A 26,093-nucleotide genomic window follows, 5' to 3' on the forward strand; every position below is an offset into this window, starting at 1 on the left:
TTAATTCGCCGAATACGCCCCGAAGCCGCCGGGGAAGTCGCCGCCGTCGCCCTCGTCGTCGTAGTCGTCGTCCTCCCCCGCCTCCTCGGAGGCGTAGGCCTGCTCGGCGCGGGTCCAATCGAGGCCGTTCTCGGCGCAGGCCGCCTCCTCGCCGTACACGAGGGCCAACGCCGAGGGCGCCTTGTCGGCCCCGCCGATCACGGCCAGAAGCTCCAGCAGGTGCAGGCATGCCTCGGCCTGTGGCAGGATGAGGTCCACGTCGTCGGCGGCCATGAGCGCGGCCGACAGCTCGGACATGAGCATCTCCACGGTGTACGCGCCGTCGAAGCGCCCGGCGTTCACGGCCGCGAGCACCTGCTCGGCCTCGGGCGTCGTGGCGCCCGCGCGCCCGAACGTGGCGCCGAACGCGGCGGACGAACGCTGCACGGCGCGGTAGAGCGCGTCGGCCTCGATGGCGGACATGATCTGCGCCGACGTCTGCAGCGTGTAGGCTGCGCGCGCGAGCTGTGCCGACCCCGGGCCGCCCGTTTCCTGCACGGTGCCCACGAGCGCGTCCAGCACGGGGCGCGCCGCCTCCACGTCGTCCTCCTCGCCTCCCACCAGGCACATGAGGTTGTCCCGGTCGGAGAGGGCGTCGGGCTGCATGGGGTCGGCCACCACGAGCGGCGCCTCGATGGATGCCAGGTCGCTCACGATGGCCACGGCGTTCAGCTCGCGCGCGAAGCTCGGCGTGGAGGCCGACAGGTCCACGAGCACCGTGTGCGGCGACGCCGCCTGCACGATGCCGTTCTCGTCGAAGTACGCGTCCTCGAGCGCCGTCTGGGACGTGCAGTACGTCACGACCATGCCGGCGCTCGCCACGTCGTCCGTGCGCGTCCAGCCCGCCGCGTCCAGGCGCTCCCGCACCACGTCGCCCACCGCGTCGTTCCCGATAAATGCATACCGCTTGTCCATAGGAGCAGCCCCTTTCCGGGCGTCGTTTCTCGAATGCGTGCCGCGCGCCTCGTCGGCGCGCGCCTATCCCTGCTTGACCTTGCGCGCGATGCGGTCGGCCACCGACATGTCCTCGCGCTTGTCGCCGCCCCAGAACACGACGGCTATCATGCCCGGCCCCACGTGCGAGCCGATGACAGGCCCGATGCTGCTCTCCAAGAACAGGATGGAGTCGTCCACCTTGCCCAGAGCCTCTTTGAGGCGCCCCACGTCCTTCGGGCAGTCGGCGCCCGCCACCACCACGCACTGGCCGGGAACGCTCTCCGCCACGCGCTTCTGGTAGTACTCGGCCAGCTGCTTGATGCCCTTCTTGCGGCCGCGCGCCACGCCCGCCAGCGACAGCTTGCCGTCCGGCGCGATGGTGAGCATGGGCTTCACGTCCAGCTTGGAACCCGCATAGGCCACCGAGCCCGGGATGCGCCCGCCGCGCCGCAGCGCATCCAGGTCCTCCACCATGAACTCGGCGTCCACGAAGTAGCGGGCTTCCTCGGCCCATTGGGCCAGCTCGCGCGCCGTCAGGCCCTTGTCGCGCTGGCGCAGCGCCTCGTGCACCAGCAACCCCTCCGCCACCGAGGCCAGGTGCGTGTCCACCAGGTAGAGCTCCGCATCGGGATGCTCGGCCATGATCTGGCCGTGCACGAGCACGGCCGCGTCGAAGCTGCCGGACAGCCCGCTTGAAAAGCTCAGGTACACGGTGGGCACGCCGCTCTCGACGGCTCGCTCGAAGGCTGCGCGGAACACCGGCACGGGCACCTGCGCCGTGGTGGGCTCCTCACCGTCGCGCATGGCCTGGTAGAAGTCGTGGGCGCTCGATGCGCGGTACAGGTCGTCGGCGTGCTCCCCGTCGCTCATGACGTAGGGGAACTCGATGAGCTCCACCCCGTCGCGGTCGACTGTCTCGAACGGCAGGTCACAGCACGAGTCGATGATAAGGTTGCAGGAATGCGGCATAGGGGCGTCGGCCTCCTTGTCGAATACGGTTTCGTCCATCGGGCGGGCCGGCACGCTCACGACGTGCACAGGCGCGCCTGCACCGGGGCCGTGAGCTTGCCGGCCAGCGCGCTCGCGCACTCGTAGGCGATGCCCACCGCCGGCCCCACGTGCAGGCCGATGACGGGGCTCACGGGCAGCACCGGCACCGTGCGGCCCAAGAGCGGCTCCACCACCTCGTGGGCCCACGCCACGGCCGGCGTCTTGTCGCCGATGTAGTGCACCACCACGTTCTTCAGCCCGTGCTTCTCCACGTCGTCCTTGAACGTGGCCAATATCTTCTCCAGTGCCTTCTTGCGCGTGCGCACCTTCGCGAGGGTTGTGGCCTTGCCGTCGCTCACCGTGAGCACGGGCGAGAGCTGTATGAGGTTGCCCAGAAGCGCCGCCGCGTTGCCGATGCGCCCGCCCTTCTGAAGGAACGTAAGCGTCTCGGGCGTGAACAAGAAGCGCGTGGACTCGATGCCCTTCAGCACGGCGCGCGTGCAGCCCTCCAGGTCCTCGCCGGCCGCGCGGGCGGCCACGGCGTCGAACACCGGCCACGCCTCGTCGTAGCCGCACGAGCTGGAGTCCACGAGCGCGTAGGAGAAGCCGATGTTGCGGGCGGCCACGGCGCGCGCGGCGCGCACCGCGCCCTCGTAGGCGCCCGAGAGGCCCGTGGAGATGAACACGCCCAGCACCTCGTCGCCTGCCTGCGCGGCCTCCTCGAACACCGCTTCCAACGCAGCCTGCGAGGGCTGGCTCGACGTGGGGATGTTGTCGACCATATCGTAGATGTCCGCGTAGAACGCGTCCAGGTCCATGTCCGCATCGGCCAGCTCGCGGCCGTCGCGGTTCACGTAGAGCGTTATGACGTCGATGCCCGCCTCCCGCGCAGCGTCGGCGGGGATGGAGGCGACCGAATCGGTGAGTATCTTGATCATGGCACGTTACCTTGGGCTAGGGCGCACGGGGCGCGAGGTTATCGTTCTCCCATTAAACTACGCGATGCCGCGCATGCGGGCAACCAATTCGCGGCGGCGCTCAAAAAGACCATATTCGAGGCCCACAGGATAGGTATGCGGGTTCAGCATGCGCTTCTGGCTCTCGTCGAGCAGCGCGAGCCCCTTCTGCGCCCGCGCGCGCGCCGCCTGCGCGTCGCGCCCGGCGGCGTCGAGCACCGTCCTGCCGTCGCGCGCCAGCGGCTCGAGCAGCGTCTTGGAGCACAGCCCCGCAAGGTTCTTCTGCCTAAGATCGTCGGCGGGGTCCACGATCACCTCGCGGCTCTGGTCGCCCGGCGCGTTCACGTCGAACACCATGTCGCCGGCCAGCCGCCCGTTGTCGCAGTAGAAGTAGCGCCGCACGTCCAGCACGCCGGGCGTGGTGAGCTTGCCCACGGACTCCGAGATCTTCAGGCGGTCCGTCCACTCCCGCTCGCCCGGCTCGCGCGTGGCCGACAGCTTGTACACGCCGCCCAGCGTGGGCTGGTCGTAGGCGCAGGCCAGCTTCGTGCCCACGCCCCACGACATCACCTGGGCCCCCTCGTCGCGGATGGACTGGATGGTGAACTCGTCCAGGTCGTTCGACAGCACGATGCCGCAATCGGAGAGCCCCGCCTGGTCCAGCATGCGCCGCGCCATCTTCGCGAGCCATGCGAGGTCGCCCGAGTCGATGCGGATGCCGGCCAGGCGCTCGCCCCGCGCGCGCATCTCCAGCCCCACGGTGATGGCGTTTCTCACGCCCTGGGCCACATCGTAGGTGTCCACGAGAAGGATGCAGTTCTTCGGAAACGCCTCGGCGTAGGCGCGGAAGGCGGATATCTCGTCGGGGAACGACATGACCCACGAATGCGCATGCGTGCCCGACACGGGGATGCCGAACAGCTTGCCGGCCAGCACGTTGGAGGTGGACGCGCAGCCGCCCACCACGGCGGCGCGGCTCGCCCAGAGGCCGCCTGCCGCGCCCTGGGCGCGGCGAAGGCCGAACTCCGCCACGGGCGCCTGGGCCGCCTGGCACACGCGCGCCGCCTTCGTGGCGATGAGCGTCTCGAAGTTCACGCAGTTCAGAAGCGCCGTCTCGATAAGCTGGCAGTCCATGATGGGGCCGCACACGCGCACGATCGGCTCGTGCGGGAACACCACCGTGCCCTCGGGCACCGCGTCGATGTCCACGGACAGGCGGTAGCCGGCCAGGTAGTCCAGGAACTCCTGCTTGAAGAGCCTTCCACCGCCCGGCGCGTCGAGCGACGCCAGGTAGGCGCGGTCTTCCTCGGAGAACGCGAAGCCCTCCACCAGCTCGGCGAGCTGGGCCATGCCGCAGGCCACGGCGTAGCCGCCCTTGAACGGGTAATCGCGAAAGTACATATGGAAGCACGCCTCCGTGGCGCCCTTCCCGCTTTCCCAGTACCCCTGCGCCATGGTGATCTGGTACAGGTCCGTGAGCAGCGCGTAATCGAGCTTCAATGCATCCTCCTCAAGCATGCGGCGTTCCGTCAGCGTTCCGGTGCCGGCAGCGTCCCGGCGGCACCGCCAAGGGTGCGGGCCGCCTCCCCGAGCATCCGGCTACTCGGCCTTGCCGCCCGCGGCGCCACCCTGGCCCTCCTGCGGGCCGCCGGCCTTGTGGCTGCGGCGGCGCGCCCGGCGGTGTCCGCCCTCGCCGCCCGGCGCGGCCCCGGGAGCGCCCGACGCGGAGGCCCCGGCGCCCTGCTGGCGCAGGCCGGACGAGCGCTGGCCGGGACGCGGTCCCTGCTTGGAAGCGCCCTGGCCGCCCTTCGTGCCCTGCTTCTTGGCGTTCTTGTCCGCGCCGCCGCGGCCGCCGCCTGTCGGAGCACCGCCGTTGCGCCCCTGGCCGTTCTGGGAGCCGGAGCCCTTCTTGCCACCGTTTCCGCCGCCCTGGGCGCCGTTGCCGCCCTTCTTCGATCCCTGCTTCCTGCCCCCTCCGGAGGCCGCCGCGCCTCCTTGCTTCGGCTTGCGCTTGGAGGGCGTTTCCTCGGTCGTCGCAGGCTGGACCGTGCCGTCGGCCGCCACCTTCGTGGAACGGCGCCGCCGCGGCTTGCGCGACTCGTTGCCGGAGCCGGCCGAGCTGCCGCCCGATCCCGTGCCGGATCCCTTCCCTGCGCCGCCGCGGCCCTTCGGGCCGCCCTTGCCGCCCGATCCCGTGCGACGCACGGCCTTCGGATCGGCCAGCTTGTCGGAGCCTGTCAGCTGCGAGGTGGCGAAGATGGAGCTCTCGCCCGCCACGCCGATCACGGCCTGCGTCGTGGCCTCGTTCCAGGCGTCCTGCCCCACACGGTTCGGGCGGTTCGAGCCCTCGTCGGGCGGCTCGAAGTCCGCGAGCGGCACGCGCACCGGCTTCTCGCCCTCCACCTTGAGCGACACGATCTCGCGCGGCACGTCCAAGTCCACGACCTTCGCCATGCCCGCCGGCGTCTCCACCTGCGAGTTCTGCTTAGGCGCACGGCTCTTGAAGTCCTTGTACGCGTCGAACTCGTAGCGCAGGCAGCACATGAGGCGGCCGCACACTCCCGATATCTTCTGCGGGTTGAGCGAGAGATCCTGCTCCTTGGCCATGCGGATGGACACGGGGCAGAACTCGCCCCCCAGGCGCTTGCAGCACAGCTCCTGGCCGCAATGCCCCAGGCCGCCCACCATGCGGGCCTCGTCGCGCACGCCGATCTGGCGCATGTCGATGCGCGCGTGGAAGTGCGCGGCCAGCCTGCGCACGAGCTCGCGGAAGTCCACACGCTCCTCGGCCTCGAAGTAGAACACGGCCTTGTCGCCGTCGAGCAGGAACTCCACGGACACCGGGTGCATGTCCTCGCTCGCCTCGGCCGCCATCTGCTTGAACACGGGCAGCGCTTCCTCCGAGCGGCGGCACATCTCCTCTGCGCGGGCGACGTCCTCTTCGCTCGCGAGGCGCTTCACCGGCTTGAGCGCGGTCTTCAGCTTCTTCACCTGGGCCTCGTCGGCCTCGAACACGTCATCGGCCATGCGGCCGAACTCCAGGCCGCGCGCCGTGGACACCACGACGGGGTCCTCCTTCTTCAATTCCAGGTCGCCCGGGTCGAACCAGAGCGTCTTGGGGTTGTAGGCGAGCCTGATGGGCGCTATGCGAACCATTGCCGATACCTCTCTATCTCACGGCCCCGGCGCCCGCGGGCGGGCGGGGGCGGTAGAGCGCGTCCCTTGTTTCGAAGAGCAGCGCGTCGATGCATGTCTCAGGGGATACATTATACGAGATGGCCTCGTCGCAGCGGCGCACGGCCGAAAGCGCGGCGGCCACGCGGGCCTCGTCGGTGGCGCGTGCGGCGTCCTCTATCGCGCCGCGGGCGTCCACGTTTATCACGAGCTCGGGCGTCTCGGCGCACACGGCCAGCACGTCGCGCAGCCACGAGCGGATGATGGCCGTGAGCTGGCGCAGCGACTCGAGGCTCTTCGCCGTCAGCTGGCGCTTGTTGCGCGCCTCTATCTGGCGGATGGCCGACTTCGCCAGGAAGTCCGCGTTCTCGGCCAGCTCCTCCTCCTGCGCGGCGCGCACGACGTCGAGCGGGGCCTTCGCCAGCACCACGAGCTCGCCCGCCTGGCCCACGAGGTCCCAGTCGTCGGCGTTGCGCAGCAGGGCCAGCGCCTCGAGCACGCGGGCGCGGAACGCCAGGCGCTCGTTGGACTTCAGGAACTCGATGCCGCGCGTGATGGAGCCGTCGCACGCCTCGATGGCGATGCGGGCCTTCTCCCGCGACGCGCCCGTGTTCTGCGCCAGGATGCCGGCGGCCTCGCTGGCCGGGATGTGGCGGAACGGCACCACCTGGCAGCGCGACACGATGGTGGGCAGCACGCTCTCGCGCGTGCGGCCCAGGAGTATGAGCACCACGTCGGACGGGGGCTCCTCCAGCGTCTTCAGGAAGGCGTTGGCCGCCTGGACGCCCAGCAGGTCCACGCGGTCGAGGATGTATATCTTGCGGTCGGCCTGGATGGGCGCGAGCACCGTGTCGGCCGCGATGTCGCGGATTTGGTCCACCAGGTAGCCGCCGGCGCCCTCGGGCGCGAAGTAGCGCACGTCGGGGTGCTTCTTGCGCTTGACGCGCCGGCAGATGTCGCAGGCGCCGCACTCGCCGCCCCGCGGGCCGTGGGGTCCCTTCGGGCACAGCAGCGCCTGGGCCAGCGCGTAGGCGGCCATCGTCTTGTTTGACCCGGCAGGGCCGGTGAACAGGTACGCATGCGTCACGCGCTCGCTCGCCACGCTCGCGCGAAGGAACTCGCGCACCTGCGGCTGCCCGAGTATGTTCTCGAAGGCGTCGGCCACGGCCTATCTCCCCTGGCCCTTGCCGCGCGGGGCGCTGCCGCTCGAGCCCTGCGAGGGCTTCTCCTGCCTGGCACGGCCGCCGCCGCTGCGGCCGGCTTTCGCACCAGGGTTGCCGCGGTTGCCGCTTTTCCCCTTCGCGCCGCCGTCGGCGCCGTTGCGGGTGCCGCCGCTGCCACGGTTGTTGCCGTTGCCGCCGCCGCGGTTGCCCGAGCCGCCGCGCGCTCCCTGCGGGCGCGGGCGATGCACGTCGAGCGAGGCGAAGTACGGCGGGTCGTCCACGACGTCCGCCATCCACGGGAAGAGGTCGGCCAGCTCGCGGAACACGAGCTCCGACGTCCGCGACTTCCGCGCGGCCGACTGCACCACGCGCACGCGGTCGGCGTGGGCCCGCGCGATGGCCAGGAAGCCCTCGTTCACGCGCGTGTGGAACTCCTCGCCCGCCCGCTCCACGCGGTCGGCGCCCCGGTGCGTGGCGCGCGAGAGCCCCGTGCGCGCCGAGCCGCCCGTGGTCAGCAGGATGGTGCGGTCGGGCGACACGCCTTGGCAGGCGAACGCGTTCGCCTGCTCCACGAAGGCGGCGTCCAGCCCGCGCCCGTGCACCTGGTAGGCGATGGTGGAGTCCGCGAAGCGGTCGCACAGCACCACGGCGCCGCGCTCGAGCGCCGGGCGGATGACCTCCGCCACGATCTGCGCGCGGGCGGCCTCGTAGATGAGCAGCTCGGCCTCGTCGGAGAGGTTGTCGTTCTTCGGGTCCAGCACCACGGCGCGCAGCTCCTCGCCCACGGCGGTGCCGCCGGGCTCGCGCAGGCGCACGACCTCGCGGCCGCGTTCGCACAGCTTCTCGGACAGGAAGCGGATATGCGTCGTCTTGCCGGCGCCCTCGCCACCCTCGAACGTTATGAAGATGCCGCGCGGGGCATCGTTTTCGGCAAGTTCCTGCGTCACAGTGTCTTTTCGATCCTAACGGTCAGCGCCGGAAGCGGCGCGCTCAGGCGAGGTCGTACACGTCGCGCCCCTGGACGTCCACGCCCACGAACACGGGAAAGTCCACCACCTCGATGCGGCGCAGCGCCTCGGTTCCCAAGTCGTCGTACGCCACCGTCTCCGATGATGCCACGCACTTGGCCAGGTAGGCCGCAGCGCCGCCGCACGCCACGAAATAAACGGAACCCGTGGCGCAGCAGGCGTCGCGCACCTCGGCGGAGCGGCGCCCCTTGCCCACGGTCGCCACGACGCCCGCGCGGTGCAGCGCCGGGGCGGCGAAGTCCATGCGGCTGGCCGTGGTGGGCCCGACCGCGCCGAACGGCCGGCCGGCGGCCGCGGGCGTGGGGCCGGCGTAGAAGATGGCCTGGCCGTCCAGGCCGTAGGGCAGCGTGCCGTCCGCGGCCTCGAGCTCGGCCATGAGGCGCACGTGCCCGGCATCGCGCAGCGTGTACAGGGGACCCGTGAGAAGGCACGCATCGCCGGCATGGAGCTCGGCGAGCCGCGGGCGGTCGAGCGGCAGGGACAGGCGGATCGCTTCGTCGCTCATCGCGCGCCCCCTTCCGATGCGAGGTCGATCGTGCACCGGCGCATGGCGGAGCATCCCATGTTGATGGCGAGGGGCAGCGCCGCGATGTGGCACGGAGCCGTGGCCACGCGCACGGCGAGCGCCGTCGTGGCGCCGCCGAGGCCGCCGGGGCCCACGCCGGTGTCGTTCACGGCCGCGAGCAGCTCCTCCTCGAGCATGCGCAGACGCGGATCGGCCGCCGGCTCGTCCACCGGGCGCATGAGCGCCCGCTTCGCAAGGCTCGCCACCTTGTCGAACGTGCCTCCGATGCCAATGCCGATCACCAGCGGCGGGCAGGCGTTCGCGCCCTTCTCGCGCACGCAGCGCACAAGCTCGTCCACGATGCCCTGCTTGCCGGCGCCCGGCACGAGCATGACCACGCGGCTCGCGTTGTCCGAGCCGCCGCCCTTCAGCATGAGGTGCAGCCGCGCCGCACCCGGCTCGTCCACCGGGTGGATGTCGCAGAACGCGGGCGTGTTGTCGCCGGTGTTCGCGCGGTCGAGGATGGCGTCGCGCACCACCGACTTGCGCAGGCGCGCCTCGTCGTAGGCGCGGGCGACCGCGTCGTCCACGTCGGCGAACACGTCGCCGGCCACGAGCACGTCGGGGCCTATCTCGAGGCTCGCCCACACCGTGCCGGTGTCCTGGCAGAGGGGCACGCGGTCCTCGCGCGCGATGCGCGCGTTCTCCGCCAGCTGGTCGAGCACCGCCCGACCGCGCGGGTTGTCCTCCACGGCGCGCGCCGCGGCGATCCCCGCCTCGATGTCGGCCGGCAGCTCGCACGCCAGCCGCGGGATGGCCGCGTAAACAGCGTCCGCGACCTGTGATTTCGTGATGATGGTTTCCATGGGGATGAATTATACCGCAACCCGGCCGATCCGCCTCCCACGTTGCCGGGACGTGCCTGCGAGGACCCCGGCCTGCGCGAGATGGGGAGGCGGTCACTCCAGGTGGAACAATTCCTCCACGGTCGTGCCGAGCTCGCGGGCGAGGCGCAGGGCGAGGGGCAGCGTGGGGTCGTACTTGTCGTTCTCCACGGCCACGATGGTCTGGCGGCTCACGCCGCAACGCTGGGCCAGGTCCTCCTGGCGCAGGCCCAGCGCTTTGCGCAGGCGCTTGATGTCGTTGCGCACGGTGCCGCCCGCTTACGCCGCGTACAAGGCGAGGAAGCCGGCGAAGAACGTCACCAGCGCCACGCCCAACACGCCCACGACGATGCGCACTTTCCGGTTGGGCTCATGGTACTCGTCGTCGCCCTCCACCATGCGCCGCTTCATCGACTCCTCGGAGAAGCCCTGCGCCAGCAGCACGGCGATGAGCACGAGCGTGGGCAGCATATCCCGCGCGCCCCCGGTGGCCAGGTACAGCACCAGATTGACGAGCGTCCATGTCGCCAGCAGCAGGACCGCGAACTTGTATCCCAGGGCCTCCGACCGCGTCCTGATCGACTTCTCCATCTCGTCCATGATCGGCTCCTTTCGGCCACAAAGTAAAGAACTCTTAACATTTCGCAGTATGCCGCCTCCGCGGCAGAATGTCAAGAGTTCTTTACTTTTTGCGATGACGGCAGCCTACTTCACCACGAAGTCGCCCGGCATGCGCGGGGCCGTGCGGGGATAGGACACGGCGGGGCAGCCCAGCAACAGGCACATCTGCAGGGGGCGCTCGTCCGCCCCAAGGAACGCGCGCACGGCGGGGAGCTCCTCGGAGGCGCGGCAGAGGTAGCCGTTGAACAGGACGCCGAGGCCCTGCGCGGCCGCCATGAGCTCTATGTTCTGAGCCGCCAGGCCCGCGTCGTCGGCGCGCTCGGCAGCCACGTACACGACAGCCGGTGCGTTGCGGAACAGGAAGTCCTGCCTGCCCGCGCACGCGTCGCGCAAAAACGGCTTGTAGAGCTTCACCCAACGCGGCTTCTCGTCTGCCGGCAGCGCAAGCAGCTCCTCGATGCCGTCCCACACGAGCCGTTTGAGCTCGGCGAGGCCGTCCTGCACTACGACGAAGCGGCAGCCTTGCGCATTCTTCGCCGTGGCCGTGTAGCGACCTGCCTGCAGCACGAACTCGAGCTCTTGGCGTCCCACCGGCTCCGGCTTGAACGAACGGACGCTGCGGCGCGACTTGATGGCGCGCAGGAGGTCGGCGGCGTCGATCGTCTCGCCCGCCGGCGCAGACGGCTCCACGTCGGCCATGTCGTAACCCGGAATGGACACCGCCGCCGTCGGGCAGACGGCCACGCAGTGCCCGCACAGGATGCAGCGGCCTTTCACGCGCGCCGTCCCATCCTCAACCAGCAGGTTCGACCCCACGCAGTCGGCAACGCACCGCCCGCACCCGATGCAGCGCTCGGCATCTATTTCGATCAGCATGAACATCCTCCTTGAAAACGGAAGCGCCCGACACGGGCGCTTCCCCACTGTCCCACGCCCCCTCTTTGGCGCGGGGGCGGCGTGCGGCCGGCTAACGCAAGCCGCGCCGATTCGCCAAGGACGCGTCAGGCCATCGGCGCGGCGCAGGACGCGCGCATCCCGAAGCCTTCCTCCGCGCCCGAAGGGCAAGTGGAGCTAGGACTGAAGAAAGGATTGGAAGCGGGCGTCGTAGGGGGTGCAACGCGGAATGCCTGGTGCAGGACAACTGGCACAGGATTGGGATGCGGGATGCACGACACGCATCCCAATCCTTCGCCGCGCCACTTCGCACTTACTCCGGCAGGTTCGCCAACCCCGCGCGCACGCTGTCCGCAGACGCGCGCAGCGCCGCGAGCTCCTCGTCGTCGAGGTCGAACTCCACGACCTCCTCCACGCCGTCGCGGCCCAAGCGCACGGGCACGTTCATGTAGAGGTCGTCGATGCCGTACTGGCCGTCGATGTGCGCGCACACGCTCATGATCTCGTGCGTGTCGCCCAGGATGGCCTCCACCATCTTGGCGATGGACGCGCCGGGCGCGTAGTAGGCGCTGCCGGTCTTGAGGTGCGCCACGACTTCGGCGCCGCCCTTCACGCAGCGCTGCACGACCTCGGCCACGGCCGCCTCGTCCATGAGCTCGGTGATGGGGGTGCCGTCCACCGTGGTGAAGCGCGGCCAGCACACCATGCCCTCGCCGTGCGCGCCCACGGCCCACGCCTCCACGGCCGCCGGCTCGCAGCCGAGCTTCTCGCACACCGCGAACGACAGGCGCGAGGAGTCCAGCACACCGCCCATGCCCATGAGGCGCTCCGCCGGCAGGCCGCTCTCGCGGAACGCCAGCGTGGTCATGACGTCGAGCGGGTTCGTCACGCAAATGAACACCGCGTTCGGGGACGCCTCCTTGGCCTGGCCGATCACCGACTTCATGATGCCGGCGTTCACGCCGAGCAGGTCCTCGCGGGTCATGCCGGGCTTGCGGGCGATGCCGGCGGTGATGACCACCACGTCGGAGTCGCGCGTGTCGGCGTAGTCGTTGGTGCCGGTCACGTGCACGGTGAACTTCTCCACACTGCGCATGTGCATCATGTCGAGCGCCTTGCCCTGGGGCAGGCCCTCGGCCACGTCGATGAGCACGACGTCGGCCAGGTTCTTGGACGCGATGATGTGGGCGGCGGTGGCACCGACGTTTCCGGCGCCGACGATGGTTACCTTGGGCATGTGATTGCTCTCCTTCGAAGTCAGGTTCTGCGCCCCGCATTGTAGCGCCCCACGCGCCAAGCTGCGACGACGAGTCCCGCATCTCCAGCGAAACGGCACGTCGCAGTTGGTGACGGTTGGCGACGCGGAGCCGCGCTGCACACTTTTCACCAGATTTCTGCACTCCGGCACTTGAGACCTCGCCGCAAGGAAACGCGATCAGGGGAAACGGTCATCGCTGATAGCCTGTTCGGCTTCACGGGTCGGAAAACCCGCCTTCCGACGTAAAAAACTGGTGAAAAGTGTGCAGTAAGAGCCCGAAGCCGTTGCCCGGCCGACCGGTCGATGCGTAGGTACGGGACAGCGCAGCCGCGGGGCTGCGCTGTCGAGGTAGGTCAGGGCCGACCAGACGATCGATCGGGAATTGGTCGCTAGGCTTTGTCGGAGGAAACCTTCTTGGCGGCCGGCTTCTTCGCGGGAGCCTTCTTCGCCGCGGGTTTCTTGGCGGGCGCCTTCTTGGCCGGGGCCTTCTTCGCGCCGCCCTTCGCGCCCGACGCGCCCTTCTTCTCCTCGTCCTGCTCCTTGCCGGGGCAGTCGAAGTTGGGGCAGAGCTTCCACGGGCCGCGCGCGGTGGTCACGATCACCATCGGCGCGCCGCAGTGCTCGCACACCTCTCCCGTGGCCGTGAGCGCGCCGTACTGCGGCAGCGGATAGCCCACCCCGCACTCCTCGTAGTTCTCGCAGTGGATGAAGCGCTTCAGCGTGCGCGGGTTCTTCTGCGCCACGAGGTTCGCCTGCTTGCCCTTCTCCTTGCACACGGGGCACTCGCCCACGATCACGTCCGGCTCCTTGTTGGTGGCGCAGTTCGGGTCGATGCAGATGGTGCGCGGCTTGGCTCGGAACGCCGTCACCTTCACCTGGGGCATGCCGCAGGTGGGGCACGGCTCGGGCACGGCCTCCACCTTGCCCTTGGGCAGCGGGTAGGTGACGTCGCAGTCAGGCCAGCCGGCGCAGCCGATGAACATGCCGCGCGTCTTCTGGCTCGCGCGTAGCTGCAGGTCCTTGCCGCACTTGGGGCACGGGCCCACGTAGGCGTCGGCGGCCACGGCGTCGGCGAGCGCGTCCTTCACCTCCTCGGAGTGCGGCAGGAGGCTGGCCAGCTGGTCGGCCAGGAGGTCGCGGCTCGTGTCCACCACCTTCACGCGCGTGGTGCGGCCCTCGGCGATGTTGTCCATCTCCTCTTCCAGCTCGGCCGTCATCTCGGGATGCGTGATGTGCGGCGCGAACTTGTCGAGCGCGTCGCACACGGCCATGCCCAGCTGCGAGGGCTCGATGGGGTCGTTCACGATGTACTTCACCGCGTACAGGCGCTCGATGATGGAGTGGCGCGTGGACTTCGTGCCCAGGCCCAGCTTCTCCATCTCCTGGATGAGCTTGCCCTGGCTGTAGCGCGCGGGCGGCTCGGTCTGCTTCTTCGTGCAGGTGGCGCCGTTGAACGCGATCGTCTCGCCCTCCGCGAGCGCGGGCAGCTGCTCGTCTTTCTTCAGGCCGTAGGGGTAGATGGCGCGGAAGCCCGGACGCACCAGCACGTCGCCCTTGGCCACGAACGGCTCGCCGTTCACGTCGAGCGATACCTTCGTGCCCTCGACGACGGCCGCCTCGGAGAGCGTGGCCAGGAAGCGCCGCGCGATGAGGTTGTACAGCTTGTAGTCGGCCGGCGCGAGGTCGTCGGGCGTGGCCTTGGCCGTGGGGTAGATGGGCGGGTGGTCCGTCGTCTCCTTCTTGCCGCGCGTGGCCTTGAGCTCGCCCTTCGCCAGCAGCTCCTTGCAGTACGGCGCGTAGGCGGGGTTGCCGGAGATGGCCTTCACCGTGTCGGCGAGGTCGAGCGACGAGGGGTACACGGTGTTGTCCACGCGGGGGTAGGAGATATAGCCGTCCATGTAGAGGCTCTCGGCGATGCGCATGGTGCGCGCGGGCGAGAGGCCTTCGGCTGACGCGGCGGCCATGAGCGAGGTCGTGTTGAACGGCGCAGGCGGTTGGACCGTGCGCTTCTTCTTCTCGACGCCCGACACGCGGGCGGTGGTCGCGCCCTCCACGTGCGCCATGACGGCGCTCGCCTCGGCCTCCGCCTTGAAGCGGGCCGTGGCGTGCGGAGCCTCGAACGCGTCGGGGTCGGCGCCGAACGCGCCGCGGATCACCCAGTAGTCCTCGGGCACGAACGCCAGGCGCTCGCGCTCCTTCGCCACGATGAGGGCGAGCGTGGGCGTCTGCACGCGGCCCGACGAGCGCACGTTGCCGTAGCCGGCGAACTTCACGAGCGTCAGGTAGCGCGTGAGCACCGCGCCCCAGATGAGGTCGATGTCCTGGCGCGACGCGCCGGCGGACGCCAGGTTCACGTCCAGCTCCACCAGGTTGTCGAACGCGTGCGTGATCTCCTCTTTCGTGAACGCCGAGTACCGCGCGCGCTGCACGGGCGCGTCGGGGTTCACCTCCTGGATGCAGGAGAGCGCGTCGCTTCCGATGAGCTCGCCCTCGCGGTCGAAGTCGGTGGCGATGATGATGGAGTCCGCCTTCTTCGCCAGGTTCTTCAGCGAGCGGATGATCTCCTTCTCCTTGGGGAGCTTCTTGATGGGCGCATACACCAGGTACGGCAGCGCGTCCATCTTCCAGGTCTTGAGCTCCACGCCGTCCTCGGTGAAGGGCTTCTTCTTTTTAAAGGGGGGCTTGGGCAGCGTCGCGGGCAGCTGCGCCGGGAAGGTCTCGCCTTCCTCCGTGACGCCCTGCCAGCCGCCGCGCTTCTTGTACACCATGGTCGGGGTGAAGTCGGGCTCCAGGATGTGGCCGCGCAGGCCGATGGTCACCCACTCCTCGCCGTCCACGTCGAAGCGGTACACCGGCGTGGAATACACCTTGTCCGCCTTGGGTTTCTTGACGCCGAGCAAGTCGGCGATCTTCTGAGCCGCGTCGTTCTTCTCGGTTACCACCAGCTTCACGCGGTTCCTCCTCTTCTTCCGGCCGCCTCCCGCGGCCTGATCGCGTTCACACGATGCCCCATTCGTTTATTAACGTGTGCGGGGATGGCGCGCTTGGGCGCGCAGCAGACGCTAGCATACACGATTTGCGGCGTTTGCGGCGAAAAATACGCACTTGAAGCGAGCGCGGAACCGGCGGGCCGCACCGCGGCGGAGGTGGCGCGGCGGTAGGACGCTCACACGAAGCCGATGCGCAGCTTCTTGCCGAGGCCCTTTGCCACCTGCTGCAACGTCTTGAGCGTGGGGTTTGCGTTGCCGGACTCGAGGCGCGCGAACGCGCTCTGCCTCATGCCGCAGCGCTCGGCCAGCTCGCGCTGGGTGAGGTTCTGCTCGGCGCGCGCCATCGTGATGGCGCTGATGATGTCGTACACCGGCTCCAGGCGCTCGTACTCGGCGGCGTACTCGGGGTCCTGCATGTACCTCTGATGGCTCCTGTCCAGATCATCCATTGACAAACCTCTCTTCCCAATCGGCCTTGAAGGCAAGCGCGCGGGCGAGTTCCCTGCGAGGCGTCTTCCGCGTCTTCTTCACGAACCCGTTCGTTACGACGATGCGGCTACCCGAGAAGAAGAAGTAGAACGACCGCGCAATGTCGTCGCCCTGCCTGCTGCGAAGCTCGGACAGCCCCTCCCCCATGCACTTCGATTGTGGCTCGCGCAGCTTATGGGCCTCCTCGCGCAAAGCACCGAGGTCGCGGTGAACCTTCGCGTTCAGCTTCGGGGGAAGCGACTCAAGGAACTCGTCCATGGGTACCGTTCCGTTCAACTTACGATAGAAAACAACCTCGAAGTCTTCCATTCCTCCCCCTTTGCGGGGTGCAAACAGTATATAACATATATGTTATATACACAAGCATCCGCCCATCTCATACCAGCAGGCTTCCGCCGATCATAGCGCCGCGACCTTGCATGGCAGTCGTCGGCCGACCGCTGCGAAACCGCAAAAACCTCGCGCGCCTCAAGCGTGTCGGCCGTGCGCTTATTGCGCGGCGACCGCCTGTTCCTTGCCGAATCCTTGCACGATTGCCGCATGAACCTAGCAGTTTTTCGCTTCGCACGAAAACCCCTGATGACGCATTGCCTGCCCTGGAATGAAGCCGAACCGCTTCGGGAAATGCGATGGGGATTTCGTTACCGCGCGTTGGAGAAGCTGCGGGCGTTTCGTGAACCGGGCGATTCTCGGGTAGGCTATCCTTCGGGTAGGCCGCCGAACCACGACACCCACCGCCGCGCGCATCGACCACGAAACGCACCAGCGGCGGAACCGCCCGCAGCCGCGCGACCGCGCAGCAGCGCCGCACGGCGCACCGCACGCCGCGCAGGCCATCCAAACTGCAAGGAGGCACCTCATGAAGAAAGTCCTCGGAGCGCTTCTCGCCCTGCTCGCCGTCGTCGTGCTCGTCGGCGTGGGCGTCGTCGTGTTCTCGAACACCTCGCTCGGCCCCGTGAGCGATGCGGCGCAGGGCGCCAAGGCGGCCGTCGCGAACGCCGCCATGGACGCAACCGACCTCAAGGGCCAGGTAAAGAACGCCATCGACGAGCGCAAGGACGACATAGCCGCCGCAACCGGCCTCACGGCCGACCAGGTGGACGCGCTCGTGGCCGAGCTGGACATCGACGGCTGGCAGGCCGCCGCGTTGCCTGCGGACGCCGTGGAGACCGGCACCGTGGACGGGTCGTACGCCGGCATCGACGGCACCATCACCACCTACGACGACCCGGGCTACGTCACCGTCTCGGCCTATGGCCAGAACGTCACCCTCGCCGTCCCCGAGAGCGCGCAGGCGTACCTGCCGTACCTGGCACTCGCGCAGTAGATGCCTCTGGGTGCCCGCGAGACAGGGGCGAGACAGGGGGACGGGGATGATGTCTCATTCCCAGGAGGTTCGCAAGGCCGTACCGCGTCGGGGAATGAGACATCATCCCCGTCCCCCTGTCTCGCCCCTACGCCGTGCGCGCCTCCTTCAGGCGGCGCTGGTAGGCGCGCACGATCTGCGAGAGCGTGAAGCACACGACGAAGTAGATGAGCGCCATGATGCCGAAGATGGCGAATATCTGCACCGTTGAGTTGTAGCTGTTCATGAGTATCATGCCGCGCCCCATGAGCTCCTGCAGCGCCATGGCGCCCCAGAGGTAGCTCGTGTCCTTGATGGTGGTCACGAACTGCGACAGCAGCGCGGGCACCATGTTGCGCAGCGCCTGCGGCAAGATGATCAGCAGGTACGTCTGCACGGTGGAGAAGCCCTGCGACTTCGCGGCCTCGTACTGGCCGAACGGCACGCTCGCCAGGCCGCCGCGCACGATTTCGGCTACGCTCGCGCTCGTGAACAGCGTGAACGCCAACACGGCTGCGCCGATGGGCGGCAGCTGCGCCACGAAGAACGTGAACATGATCCACAGGAGCAGCGGGGTGTTCTTGAATATCTCGATGTAGACCGTGGCCACGCCGCGCAGCACGCGGCTGCTCGACGTGCGCATGACCGAGATGACGGTGCCGAGCACCACCGAGCACAGGATGGCCAGCGCGGATATCAGCAGCGTCATACCCAGGCCCTGCAGCAGGAATCGTATGTTCACCCAGGTGAAAAGGGCGGTTATCTCGCTCATTTGCCCTCCCCTCGCTTGTCCTTGCCAAGGCCCTCGAGGCCCTCGCGCCGCAGGCGCTCCATGCGCGCGGCGGCATCGTCGGCCGCGCGCGCAGCCATGCCGGCAAGCGCCTCCATGTCCACGTCCTCGGGCACGACCGTTTCCGGCCCGCTGGACTCCCTTGCCTCCTCGTCGCCGCTGCGGCGTTCGCGGCGAGCTTGGCGCGCGGCCGCATCCTCGCTCTCGGCGTCGAAGTCGGCCTCGTCGTGCGGCGCGCGCACGTGGGCGGGCCGCTCTGCCGGCGCGTCCAGCTCGCCGGGCACGTAGTCGTTGTCGAGGAAGGCCTCCGCTCCCAGCTCGGCCTCGTCGTGCGCGTCGGCACGTTGGCGATGCACCGTGCGTCCGCCCTCCGCGCCGGCAGCCTCGACGGGAGCGCGTTGCGCATCGGCCTCCAACGCGGCGCCGCCGTCGACGCGCTTGCGCACGTCGCGGGTGATGCGGTCGCTCGTGGCCGTCTCGGCCCGCGAGGCCAAGGCCTCGTCGGCCTCCGGCGAGCGCCTCGCTCCCAGGTCGCGCACGCCCTCGGCCACGGCATCCGGCGACGCGGGCGCGGCGGCGCCGGCCTCGGCCTTGCCGGCAACCGTGCTCTCCACCCCGCGGCGGGCGGCCGCGCGGCGCTCCAGGCGGCGGTGAGCCTTCACGCGTCCGGCCTTCGTGCGCATCACGCGCGCTGCGCAGGCCTCGTCGTCGCCGCATTCCTCGGCTATCTCCTGCGCTATCTCGCGGCCTATCTCGTCGGCGATCTCGGCGGCCACACGGCCGGTGTACGCCTGCTCCATCGGCCCGCGCTCGCCCGGGCCGTCCGCCTCGTCCCCCAGCACGTGCAGCGGGTGGCGCGGAGAGGGGGCCTGGCGGGCCGGGGCTATGTCCACCGTCTCGAACATGGTGCCCACGCCGCCGGCAAGCGCGTCGGCCGCCGCGCGCCCGGTGATGTCGTGCGTGCCCGGCGTGACCTCGAGCGCGTCCTCGGCCAGCTCCTCGGTCGCGTCGCCCGTGGACAGATGCCGGTGCGCGCGGGTGCGGCGCTCGAGGTACAGCGCCAGGCGCGACAGCGGGAAGCAGATGACGAAGTACAGCAGCGCCGCCACCATGTACACGGGGCCGTAGTAGCTCGTGGCGCCGGCGAACGAGTTCGAGAAGTACATGAGCTCGCCGCCCGCGATAAGCGCCAGCACCGAGGTGTTCTTCACGAGGTTCGCCGCCTGCACGGCCAAAGGCGGCATGATGATGCGGATGGCCTGGGGCAGTATGATCACGAACATCGACTGCCAGTACGAGAAGCCCTGGCTCTTCGCCGCCTCGAACTGCCCGCGATGAATGGAGCCGATGCCGCTGCGCACCACCTCGGAGATATAGCCGCCGTGGTAGATGCCGATGGCCAGAACCCCGATCCAGAACGCGGCGAGGGAGAACCCCAGCAGCGGGAAGATGGCGTAGAACACGAACACCTGCAGAAGCAGCGGCACGTTCTGCACCACCTCCACGTACACGCGGGTCACCCAGCGCAAAGGCGCGATGCGCGACACCGACAGCACGCCGAACACGATGCCGAGCGCCAGCGCGATGACGAGCGCGAGCACGGAGATGCCCACCGTGGTGCCGAACGCGGCCAGGATGTCGGGCCAGCGCTGGAAGAGCGCCTCCCACTTGTAGGGCGCGAAGATGTCAAGCATCCTGCCCACCGTCCTTCCCGTCTCCGGCGGGCGCGTCGTCCACGAGCCCCCAGCGCTCCTGGAGCGAGCGCAGCGTGCCGTCGTCGGACATGGCGCCGATGGCGGCATCGATCTGGTCGGCTAGCTGGGTGTTCGACTTCTTCGTGGCCACGCCGTACTCCTGCGGCGCGAACTGCGCGTCCAGCAGCATGGTGGAGTCGTCCACGTAGCCGTTCAGGATGGAGCGGTCCACCGAGAAGGCGTCGACGCGCCCGGTGACGAGCGCGATCTTGATCTCGGGATACGTCGAGTACTCGGCGAACTTCATATGGATGCCGATCTCGTCGCCGGCGGCCGTCAGTTTGTCGCGCGTCGTGGCCGACAGCGCCACGCCCACGGTCTTCCCGTCGAGGTCCGCCAGGTCGGTTATGCCGGAGGACTTCTTCACCAGCACGCCGATGTGGTCGGTATAGTACGGGCGCGAGAAGTTGTAGCTTTTCTTGCGCGCCTCGGTGATGGTGAACGTGGCCAGCGTCGCGTCGAGCGTGCCGTTGTCGAGCATCGCTCCGCGCGTGGTGACGTTCACCCCGGTCACCTGGAGCGCGTTCGGGTCGCCCTTGATGCGCTTGGCCAGCTCGCGCGCGATGTCCACCTCCATGCCCTCGATGTTGCCCGTCTCGGGGTTCTGGAAGCCGAAGCCCGGCACGTCGATCTTCGTGCCCACGCGCAGCACGTCTCCGTCGGGCGCGCAGCCCGCGAGGGCGATCGGACCGCCGGCCAGCGCGAGGCCGGCCGCGGCCAGCGCCGACGTGCGGATGAAGGTTCGTCTCGTGATCATGGGCGGCCTCACAGGATCTTCGACAGGAAGCTCTTGACGCGAGCGTTGTCCGTCTCGTCGAACATATAGTGCGGGGTGCCCTGGTCGACGATCAGGCCGTTCTCCATGAACACCACCGTGTCGGCCGCCTCGCGCGCCAGGCCCATCTCGTGGGTGACCATGACGATGGTCATGCTGGTCTCGGCGAGCGACTTGATCACGTCGAGCACCTCCTGCACCATCTCGGGGTCGAGCGCGCTCGTGGGCTCGTCCAAGAGCATGATCTTGGGATGCATGTTGAGGGCGCGGGCGATGGCCACGCGCTGCTGCTGGCCGCCGGAGAGCTGGTCGGGGTACTTGTCCACCTTGTCGGACAGGCCCACGCGGTCCAGGTAGGCGCGCCCGTCGCGCTCGGCCTGATCGCGCGGCACCTTCAGCACCTTGATGGGGGCCAGCGTCACGTTCTCGAGCACCGTCTTGTGCGGGTAGAGGTTGTAGCTCTGGAACACCATGGCCACGTCGCGGGCGAGCGCGCGGGCGTTCACATGCCGGTCGGACAGGTCCATGCCCTCAACCGTGATGGAGCCGAAATCCGGCGTCTCCAGCCCGTTGATGCAGCGGATGAGCACGCTCTTGCCCGAGCCCGAGGGACCGATGACCACCACCTTCTGCCCCTCGTCGACCTCCAGCGACACGCCCCGGAGCGCCTCGACCGTGCCGAAGTTCTTGCGTATGTCCTTGACCGATATCGCGCTTCCCACCGTCGGAGCCTCCCGTTTCACGCGTGAAAGGCCGCGATCGTCAGTGCGCCGCGGTCTTGCAAGATTTCATGACGAAGTGCATCGACCAGTCTAGCATGCACGTCATCGCCCCAGATGGCAGGGAGGTTACGGGAGGCTGACGATAGCGAAATCGACGGAGATGGAAGCGAAACCGGCACACGCGGGGAGACACGGGGACGGGGATGACGTCTCATTCCGCGGGGCGACGCGCGGCCCGGTGCTCCGCCCCTGACGAGACGTCATCCCCGTCCCCGTGTCTCGCCCCTCCCCGCGTCTCGCCCCTCCCCGCTTAGCGTGCGAACATCAGCCGCTCGCTGTTGAACATGCGCTGCAGCACGAGCACGCCGGCCCCCGTGTAGGCCAGGTTGCCCAGCACGCACGCGGCCACGTTCAGAGGCTGGAAGTCGAACGTGAAGATGCCGATCATGCACTGCACCGAGTTGTAGAGCGGCACGAGGTAGAACCAGAGCTCCTCCTTCGCACCGCCGCCGAACATGCCGAGGATGCCCACGAGCATGACCACGATCATGAGCGGCGTCAGGTACATGCCCGCCTCCTTCGTGGTCTTGGCCAGGGCCGACACCACGGTGATGAGCATGACCACGAGCAGCGTGGTGGACACCACCACCAGCACCAGCAGCAGGTAGTCCGCCGGGCCGTACACGTTCATGTCCACCGCGCCCTGCATGATGCCGGGCAGCCCCGCGAAGATGCCCAGCATGCTGGACGCGGCGATGGCCAGGCCGATGAGCGTGACGGCCAGCACCTTGCCGAGCGCGATATCGCGTCGCTTGATGGGCGTGGACAGGAGCGTGGCCATGGTGCCGCGCTCCTTCTCGCCGGCCACCGACTCCGCCGCGATGTTCATGCAGCTGGTGAACAGCAGGATGAGCAGCAGCATGGGCACGATGGACACCACGAGCGAACCGGCTATGTCGCGTTCCGCGGCCACGTTGTAGGCACCCTGCCCCGCGTTCACATCGAAACGGTTCGCCAGCGACGACTCGTAGGCGTCGAGCAGGCCGGTGAGGGTCGCATACGCCTGCGACGAGTTGGGGTCGGTGGAGTCAAAGTAGACCTCCACCTGCGGAGCCGGCTCGCCCGATGCCGGGTCGTAGGCTGCCACGGCCTCGTCGAACCCGGCGGGGAACACGGCGAACGCCTGCACGCTGCCCTGACCGATGCGCTCCCGCATCTCCTCGGCCCCGGGCAGGGCCTCCTCGCCCACCATGTCGATGCCGCCCTCGGGCGCCAGCGCCCCGATGCTCGCCGGCTCGTTCACCACGGCCACCACGGGGCGCTTGCCCTCGTCGGGCGAGAACAGGGAGCCCATGGCGTCGCCCATGACGGTCCACATGAGGAAGATGAGCAGGCCGGGCAGCACGATGGAGACGATAGCCGACGCCTTGTTGCTGAAGAACCTCGCCAGCTCCTTCTTGGCTATCGTGAGCACGTTGCTTCTCATGAGGCCTCCCCCGCGCTCGCGGCGTACAGGTCGAAGAACGCGTCCTCGAGGGAGCGCCCTCCCGTGAGCTCCGGCAGGGTGCCGCCGGCCGCCATGCGCCCGCCGATAATGATGCCGGCACGGTCGCACACCTTCTCCACCAGGCTGAATATGTGCGTGGACAAGAGGATGGTCTTGCCCTGGCCCTTCAGCTCCACCAAGAAGTCGGTCACGACCTTCGCCGTGAGCACGTCGAGGCCGTTCGTGGGCTCGTCGAAGATGATGACGTCGGGGTCGTGCACGAGCGACACCGCAAGCGACGTCTTCTGCTTCATGCCGGTGGACAGGTCGGCCACTTTCGTCTGCGCGAAACGGTCGATGCCGAAGCGCCCGAACAACGCCCTTTTGCGCGCGTCGCGCACGGCCGGCTCCACGTGGTGCAGCTCGGAGAAGAAGTCGAAGAGGTAGTCCGGCGAGAACGTATCCTCCAGCTTGAGCTCGCTCGTCAGGAACCCGATGATGCCGCGCACCCTCATGGGGTCGTCCACCACCGAGACGCCCTCCACGAACGCGCTGCCCTCGTCCGGTTTCACAAGCGCCGCCAGCATGCGCAGCGTGGTGGTCTTGCCGGCGCCGTTCGGGCCCAAGAGGCCGTAGATCTCGCCGCACCGCACCTCGAACGAGAGGCCGTCGACGGCCGTCTTCGTCCTCGCGTCGGTGCGCTCGAGCTTGCGCTGCTTGGCGGAGAGCCTGAAGGTCTTCCGCAGGTTCGTAACGGTGATGGCTGGTTCCATCGGCAAGCCTTTCGGTGTCGCATCGGGAGACGGAGGCGGGAAGGGCGACGTCTCCTCCCGCAAGGCAGCACGAAGGCGCCTCGCACCGTGGAGCGAAAGCACCCCGCCCCCATCTCGCCCTCGCATCCGGATCAGTATAGCAGTCGAGGGGAAGGGATCGGCCAGCAACCCCGCAGGCTCCTTTTCATCTTAACCCGGTTCCGGGCCGGAAAGAAAACCCGGCAAAGCCTGGTCCAAGCTCTAGTGGGGCGAGCGTATTTCGACCGCCGCCGCGGCCGCCCCCTGGGCGGCCGCGGCGGGCGGCTCCCGACCGGTCTGCTATACTGGCCGCATAGGGAGGCTGTCAAGAAGGGCGGGATGGGCATGAAAGGTCGTAGGGCGGTATCGGTACTCGCATCGCTGCTGGTCGCAGCAGCCCTTGCCTGCGGAATACCGGGAGCCGGAGTCGGCGCCCTCGCCTCCGCGAACGCCGCCGAGGGCGGCCGCACGACGATACGCGTGGCCTGGCCCGACCAACCGGGCCTCACCGAAACCGCGGAGGACGGCACGCACTCGGGGTACACGTACGACTACCTCCAGCAGATCGCCCAGTACACCGGCTGGGACTACGAGTACGTTCATGTGGAAGGCGACCTCAACGAGCAGCTCACCATGCTGCTCGACATGGTGGCGAACGGCGAGGTCGACATCATCGGGGCCATGAACTACTCCGACCAGCTCGCCGAGCAGTACGATTTCGCCATCAACGCCTACGGGTCGGCGCACACGGCGCTGTTCGCCTCGAACGAGAACGAGGATCTGTCCTTCACCAACATCTACACGAAAGACAAGCTTCGTGCGGCGTTCAACGGGCCCTCCCCCAAAACGCGCGCCGCAGTGCAGACGTTCTGCGATATGAACGGCATCGAGCTCGAAGCCGTGACCTACGAGAGCGCGGACGAGTTTCTCAAGGCTCTGGAATCGGGCGATGTCGACGTCCTCACGGGCGTGGACATCAATCTCATCGGGGGCGCTCATGTCGTGGCCACGCTCACGCAGACGCCCTTCTACTTCGCCGCCACGAAGGGGAGCCCGGACGTAGTCGCCGCCCTCAACGAGGCCATCGTCCAGACGCGGAAGGCCGAGCCCACGCTCGAGCAGGATCTGTACGACAAGTACTTCAACAGCTACGAGGATTCCACCGGCCTTTCGAGGGACATGCGGGAGTACGCATCGCGCAAGGGCTCCGTCCGAATAGGCTACCTTCCCGGCGCCGCGCCCGTCCAGGATGTCGACGAGAAGACCGGGCAGCTCGTCGGGGCGTCGCAGGCCGTGATCGACTTCATCGCCGACTACACGGGACTCTCGGTAGAGCTCGTCCCCCTGACGGGGAACAGCAGCTGGGTCGACGACATGGCCCGCCTCGACCTCGATGCGGTGGCGGGCGTCCTCCACAACTTCGACTTCGCGCAGCGGCATGGACTGTCCTTGAGCACATCCTATCTCACGTCGCGGCGGTGGACGGTGGTCCGCGACGGCTTGGACGTCGCCGACCTATCGACAAAGCGGATCGCCGTGACGAAGGACGCCTACGTCCCCGAAATCGGGGACGCCGTCGTGTGCAACACGCTGCAGGACTGCATCGAGGCCGTCGACTCCGGCAGGGCCGACTATACGTACACCGACGGCTACTCGGCCCCCTACTACGCCAACGAGAACCGCTACCGCAACATCACCTCGCTCGCCAACTCGGACCAGGCAAACGACACCTGCTTCGCGTTCGCGCCGTCGAGCGACCTGGAGCTTATCCGCATGTTCAACGAGGCGGTGCGCGAGATGCCCCGCGGCGCCGTGAACGAGAGCATCTACGACGCCGTGCGGGAGGAAGACGAGCCGACCCTCGCCCGTTTCGTCGAGGCGTACGCCAAGGAGCTCGCCCTCGTCGGACTGGGCGTGATGCTGGTCGTCGTGGCGCTGTCGGTACTCTACGTGCGCAACAGCTCGAAGGCGCTCAAGATCATCCGCGCCGAGAAGGACCGCCTCAAGGCGGTGGCCGACCGGGACGGCCTGACGAACCTGCTCGCCATGGGCGCCTTCCGCAAGGCCGTGGAGACGCTGGCCTCGCGCGGCGAGGTGGGCGGGTTCGCGGTGATCGACGTGGACGACTTCAAGGGCGTGAACGACACTTATGGCCACCAGACCGGCGACAAGGCGCTGCGCACGCTGGCGGACGAGCTGCGCAAGACGTTCGGCGAAGACGACCTGATCTGCCGCTTCGGGGGCGACGAGTTCGCCGTGTGCCTCGTCGGCCCCGTGGATGCCGCACGGCTCGAGGAGCGCTGCGCAAAGCTCGTGCGCTCGGCAGCCGCCGCATCGCGCGCGGCGGGCTGCCCCTACACCGTGAGCGTCGGAGCGGTGAAGGCCGCGGGCAGCGAGCGCTACCAGGACCTATACGACCGCGCCGACCAGGTTATGTACCAGGCCAAGCGCTCCGGCAAGGGACGCTCGGTCGTGGCGTAGCAGGAGCATTCGGGCAGCCGTG

General features: G+C 68.6%; 24 protein-coding genes. 2 read left to right on the forward strand and 22 right to left on the reverse strand.

Annotated features, from left to right (window positions below; genetic code table 11):
- The 16 genes from K9U15_RS04930 to K9U15_RS05005 form a co-directional block, all read right to left on the reverse strand.
- On the reverse strand, positions 1 to 954 hold the full coding sequence (locus tag K9U15_RS04930; RefSeq protein WP_123674450.1) for an NAD(P)-binding domain-containing protein: 954 nt from the start codon (positions 952 to 954) through the stop codon (positions 1 to 3).
- 63 nt (positions 955 to 1,017) lie between these two features.
- Entirely contained in the window at positions 1,018 to 1,944 is a 927-nt protein-coding gene (locus tag K9U15_RS04935; RefSeq protein WP_041240313.1) for a DegV family protein, read from the reverse strand.
- 56 nt (positions 1,945 to 2,000) lie between these two features.
- Positions 2,001 to 2,903 (reverse strand): DegV family protein, encoded by a 903-nt coding sequence (locus tag K9U15_RS04940; protein ID WP_114568438.1) that lies wholly within the window; start codon positions 2,901 to 2,903, stop codon positions 2,001 to 2,003.
- A gap of 57 nt (positions 2,904 to 2,960) precedes the next feature.
- A complete protein-coding gene (locus K9U15_RS04945) occupies positions 2,961 to 4,439 on the reverse strand; it encodes a nicotinate phosphoribosyltransferase (RefSeq protein ID WP_181813785.1) in 1,479 nt (492 codons plus the stop codon).
- Between the two features lie 81 nt (positions 4,440 to 4,520).
- A complete protein-coding gene (locus K9U15_RS04950) occupies positions 4,521 to 6,077 on the reverse strand; it encodes a regulatory iron-sulfur-containing complex subunit RicT (protein WP_301155695.1) in 1,557 nt (518 codons plus the stop codon).
- Positions 6,078 to 6,090: 13 nt separating this feature from the next.
- On the reverse strand, positions 6,091 to 7,260 hold the full coding sequence (locus tag K9U15_RS04955; RefSeq protein WP_096228178.1) for a DNA polymerase III subunit delta: 1,170 nt from the start codon (positions 7,258 to 7,260) through the stop codon (positions 6,091 to 6,093).
- Positions 7,261 to 7,263: 3 nt separating this feature from the next.
- On the reverse strand, positions 7,264 to 8,205 hold the full coding sequence (gene tmk / locus K9U15_RS04960; RefSeq protein ID WP_301155696.1) for a dTMP kinase: 942 nt from the start codon (positions 8,203 to 8,205) through the stop codon (positions 7,264 to 7,266).
- A gap of 43 nt (positions 8,206 to 8,248) precedes the next feature.
- Positions 8,249 to 8,791, reverse strand: a complete 543-nt coding sequence (locus K9U15_RS04965) for a fumarate hydratase C-terminal domain-containing protein (protein WP_087190982.1) — start codon at positions 8,789 to 8,791, stop codon at positions 8,249 to 8,251.
- Positions 8,788 to 9,657 carry a fumarate hydratase gene (locus K9U15_RS04970; RefSeq protein WP_278806935.1) on the reverse strand — a complete coding sequence of 290 codons (870 nt, stop codon included), beginning with the start codon at positions 9,655 to 9,657 and terminating at the stop codon, positions 8,788 to 8,790. Before K9U15_RS04970 ends, K9U15_RS04965 begins: the two co-directional genes overlap by 4 nt.
- 93 nt (positions 9,658 to 9,750) lie before the next feature.
- Positions 9,751 to 9,930, reverse strand: a complete 180-nt coding sequence (locus K9U15_RS04975) for a helix-turn-helix transcriptional regulator (protein ID WP_301155078.1) — start codon at positions 9,928 to 9,930, stop codon at positions 9,751 to 9,753.
- A gap of 24 nt (positions 9,931 to 9,954) precedes the next feature.
- On the reverse strand, positions 9,955 to 10,275 hold the full coding sequence (locus tag K9U15_RS04980; protein WP_301155697.1) for a hypothetical protein: 321 nt from the start codon (positions 10,273 to 10,275) through the stop codon (positions 9,955 to 9,957).
- A gap of 105 nt (positions 10,276 to 10,380) precedes the next feature.
- On the reverse strand, positions 10,381 to 11,172 hold the full coding sequence (locus K9U15_RS04985; RefSeq protein ID WP_041240626.1) for a nitroreductase family protein: 792 nt from the start codon (positions 11,170 to 11,172) through the stop codon (positions 10,381 to 10,383).
- 331 nt (positions 11,173 to 11,503) lie between these two features.
- Positions 11,504 to 12,427, reverse strand: coding sequence for a malate dehydrogenase (gene mdh / locus K9U15_RS04990; protein ID WP_015540343.1), 924 nt, complete (start codon positions 12,425 to 12,427; stop codon positions 11,504 to 11,506).
- Between the two features lie 410 nt (positions 12,428 to 12,837).
- A complete protein-coding gene (locus K9U15_RS04995) occupies positions 12,838 to 15,399 on the reverse strand; it encodes a DNA topoisomerase I (protein WP_301155698.1) in 2,562 nt (853 codons plus the stop codon).
- Positions 15,400 to 15,614: 215 nt separating this feature from the next.
- A complete protein-coding gene (locus tag K9U15_RS05000; RefSeq protein WP_301155699.1) occupies positions 15,615 to 15,887 on the reverse strand; it encodes a helix-turn-helix domain-containing protein in 273 nt (90 codons plus the stop codon).
- Positions 15,880 to 16,236 carry a type II toxin-antitoxin system RelE/ParE family toxin gene (locus K9U15_RS05005; protein ID WP_096228171.1) on the reverse strand — a complete coding sequence of 119 codons (357 nt, stop codon included), beginning with the start codon at positions 16,234 to 16,236 and terminating at the stop codon, positions 15,880 to 15,882. Before K9U15_RS05005 ends, K9U15_RS05000 begins: the two co-directional genes overlap by 8 nt.
- Before the next feature lie 550 nt (positions 16,237 to 16,786).
- Between K9U15_RS05005 and K9U15_RS05010 the strand changes: the two genes are divergently transcribed.
- Positions 16,787 to 17,254, forward strand: a complete 468-nt coding sequence (locus K9U15_RS05010) for a hypothetical protein (protein ID WP_096228170.1) — start codon at positions 16,787 to 16,789, stop codon at positions 17,252 to 17,254.
- 127 nt (positions 17,255 to 17,381) lie between these two features.
- Here the strand turns inward: K9U15_RS05010 and K9U15_RS05015 are convergent, their stop codons facing one another.
- From K9U15_RS05015 to K9U15_RS05040, 6 genes are all read right to left on the reverse strand, one after another.
- Positions 17,382 to 18,044: an amino acid ABC transporter permease gene (locus tag K9U15_RS05015; RefSeq protein WP_087190989.1), complete on the reverse strand. Its 663-nt coding sequence runs from the start codon at positions 18,042 to 18,044 to the stop codon at positions 17,382 to 17,384.
- Positions 18,041 to 19,756, reverse strand: coding sequence for an amino acid ABC transporter permease (locus K9U15_RS05020; protein WP_301155700.1), 1,716 nt, complete (start codon positions 19,754 to 19,756; stop codon positions 18,041 to 18,043). Before K9U15_RS05020 ends, K9U15_RS05015 begins: the two co-directional genes overlap by 4 nt.
- Positions 19,749 to 20,573 (reverse strand): transporter substrate-binding domain-containing protein, encoded by an 825-nt coding sequence (locus tag K9U15_RS05025; RefSeq protein ID WP_096228168.1) that lies wholly within the window; start codon positions 20,571 to 20,573, stop codon positions 19,749 to 19,751. Before K9U15_RS05025 ends, K9U15_RS05020 begins: the two co-directional genes overlap by 8 nt.
- 8 nt (positions 20,574 to 20,581) lie before the next feature.
- Positions 20,582 to 21,313 carry an amino acid ABC transporter ATP-binding protein gene (locus K9U15_RS05030; protein ID WP_096228167.1) on the reverse strand — a complete coding sequence of 244 codons (732 nt, stop codon included), beginning with the start codon at positions 21,311 to 21,313 and terminating at the stop codon, positions 20,582 to 20,584.
- A gap of 310 nt (positions 21,314 to 21,623) precedes the next feature.
- The gene (locus K9U15_RS05035) at positions 21,624 to 22,799 is read right to left on the reverse strand and encodes an ABC transporter permease (RefSeq protein WP_301155701.1); all 1,176 of its coding nucleotides are present in this window, start codon (positions 22,797 to 22,799) and stop codon (positions 21,624 to 21,626) included.
- Positions 22,796 to 23,572, reverse strand: a complete 777-nt coding sequence (locus tag K9U15_RS05040; protein ID WP_301155702.1) for an ABC transporter ATP-binding protein — start codon at positions 23,570 to 23,572, stop codon at positions 22,796 to 22,798. The genes K9U15_RS05035 and K9U15_RS05040 overlap by 4 nt, the downstream gene beginning before the upstream one ends.
- Before the next feature lie 363 nt (positions 23,573 to 23,935).
- Between K9U15_RS05040 and K9U15_RS05045 the strand changes: the two genes are divergently transcribed.
- The gene (locus K9U15_RS05045) at positions 23,936 to 26,071 is read left to right on the forward strand and encodes a GGDEF domain-containing protein (protein WP_161959451.1); all 2,136 of its coding nucleotides are present in this window, start codon (positions 23,936 to 23,938) and stop codon (positions 26,069 to 26,071) included.
- The last annotated feature ends 22 nt before the right edge of the window (positions 26,072 to 26,093 follow it).

The organism is Gordonibacter sp. RACS_AR68, from assembly GCF_030418485.1.
In the GTDB taxonomy this organism is placed as follows: domain Bacteria; phylum Actinomycetota; class Coriobacteriia; order Coriobacteriales; family Eggerthellaceae; genus Gordonibacter; species Gordonibacter urolithinfaciens.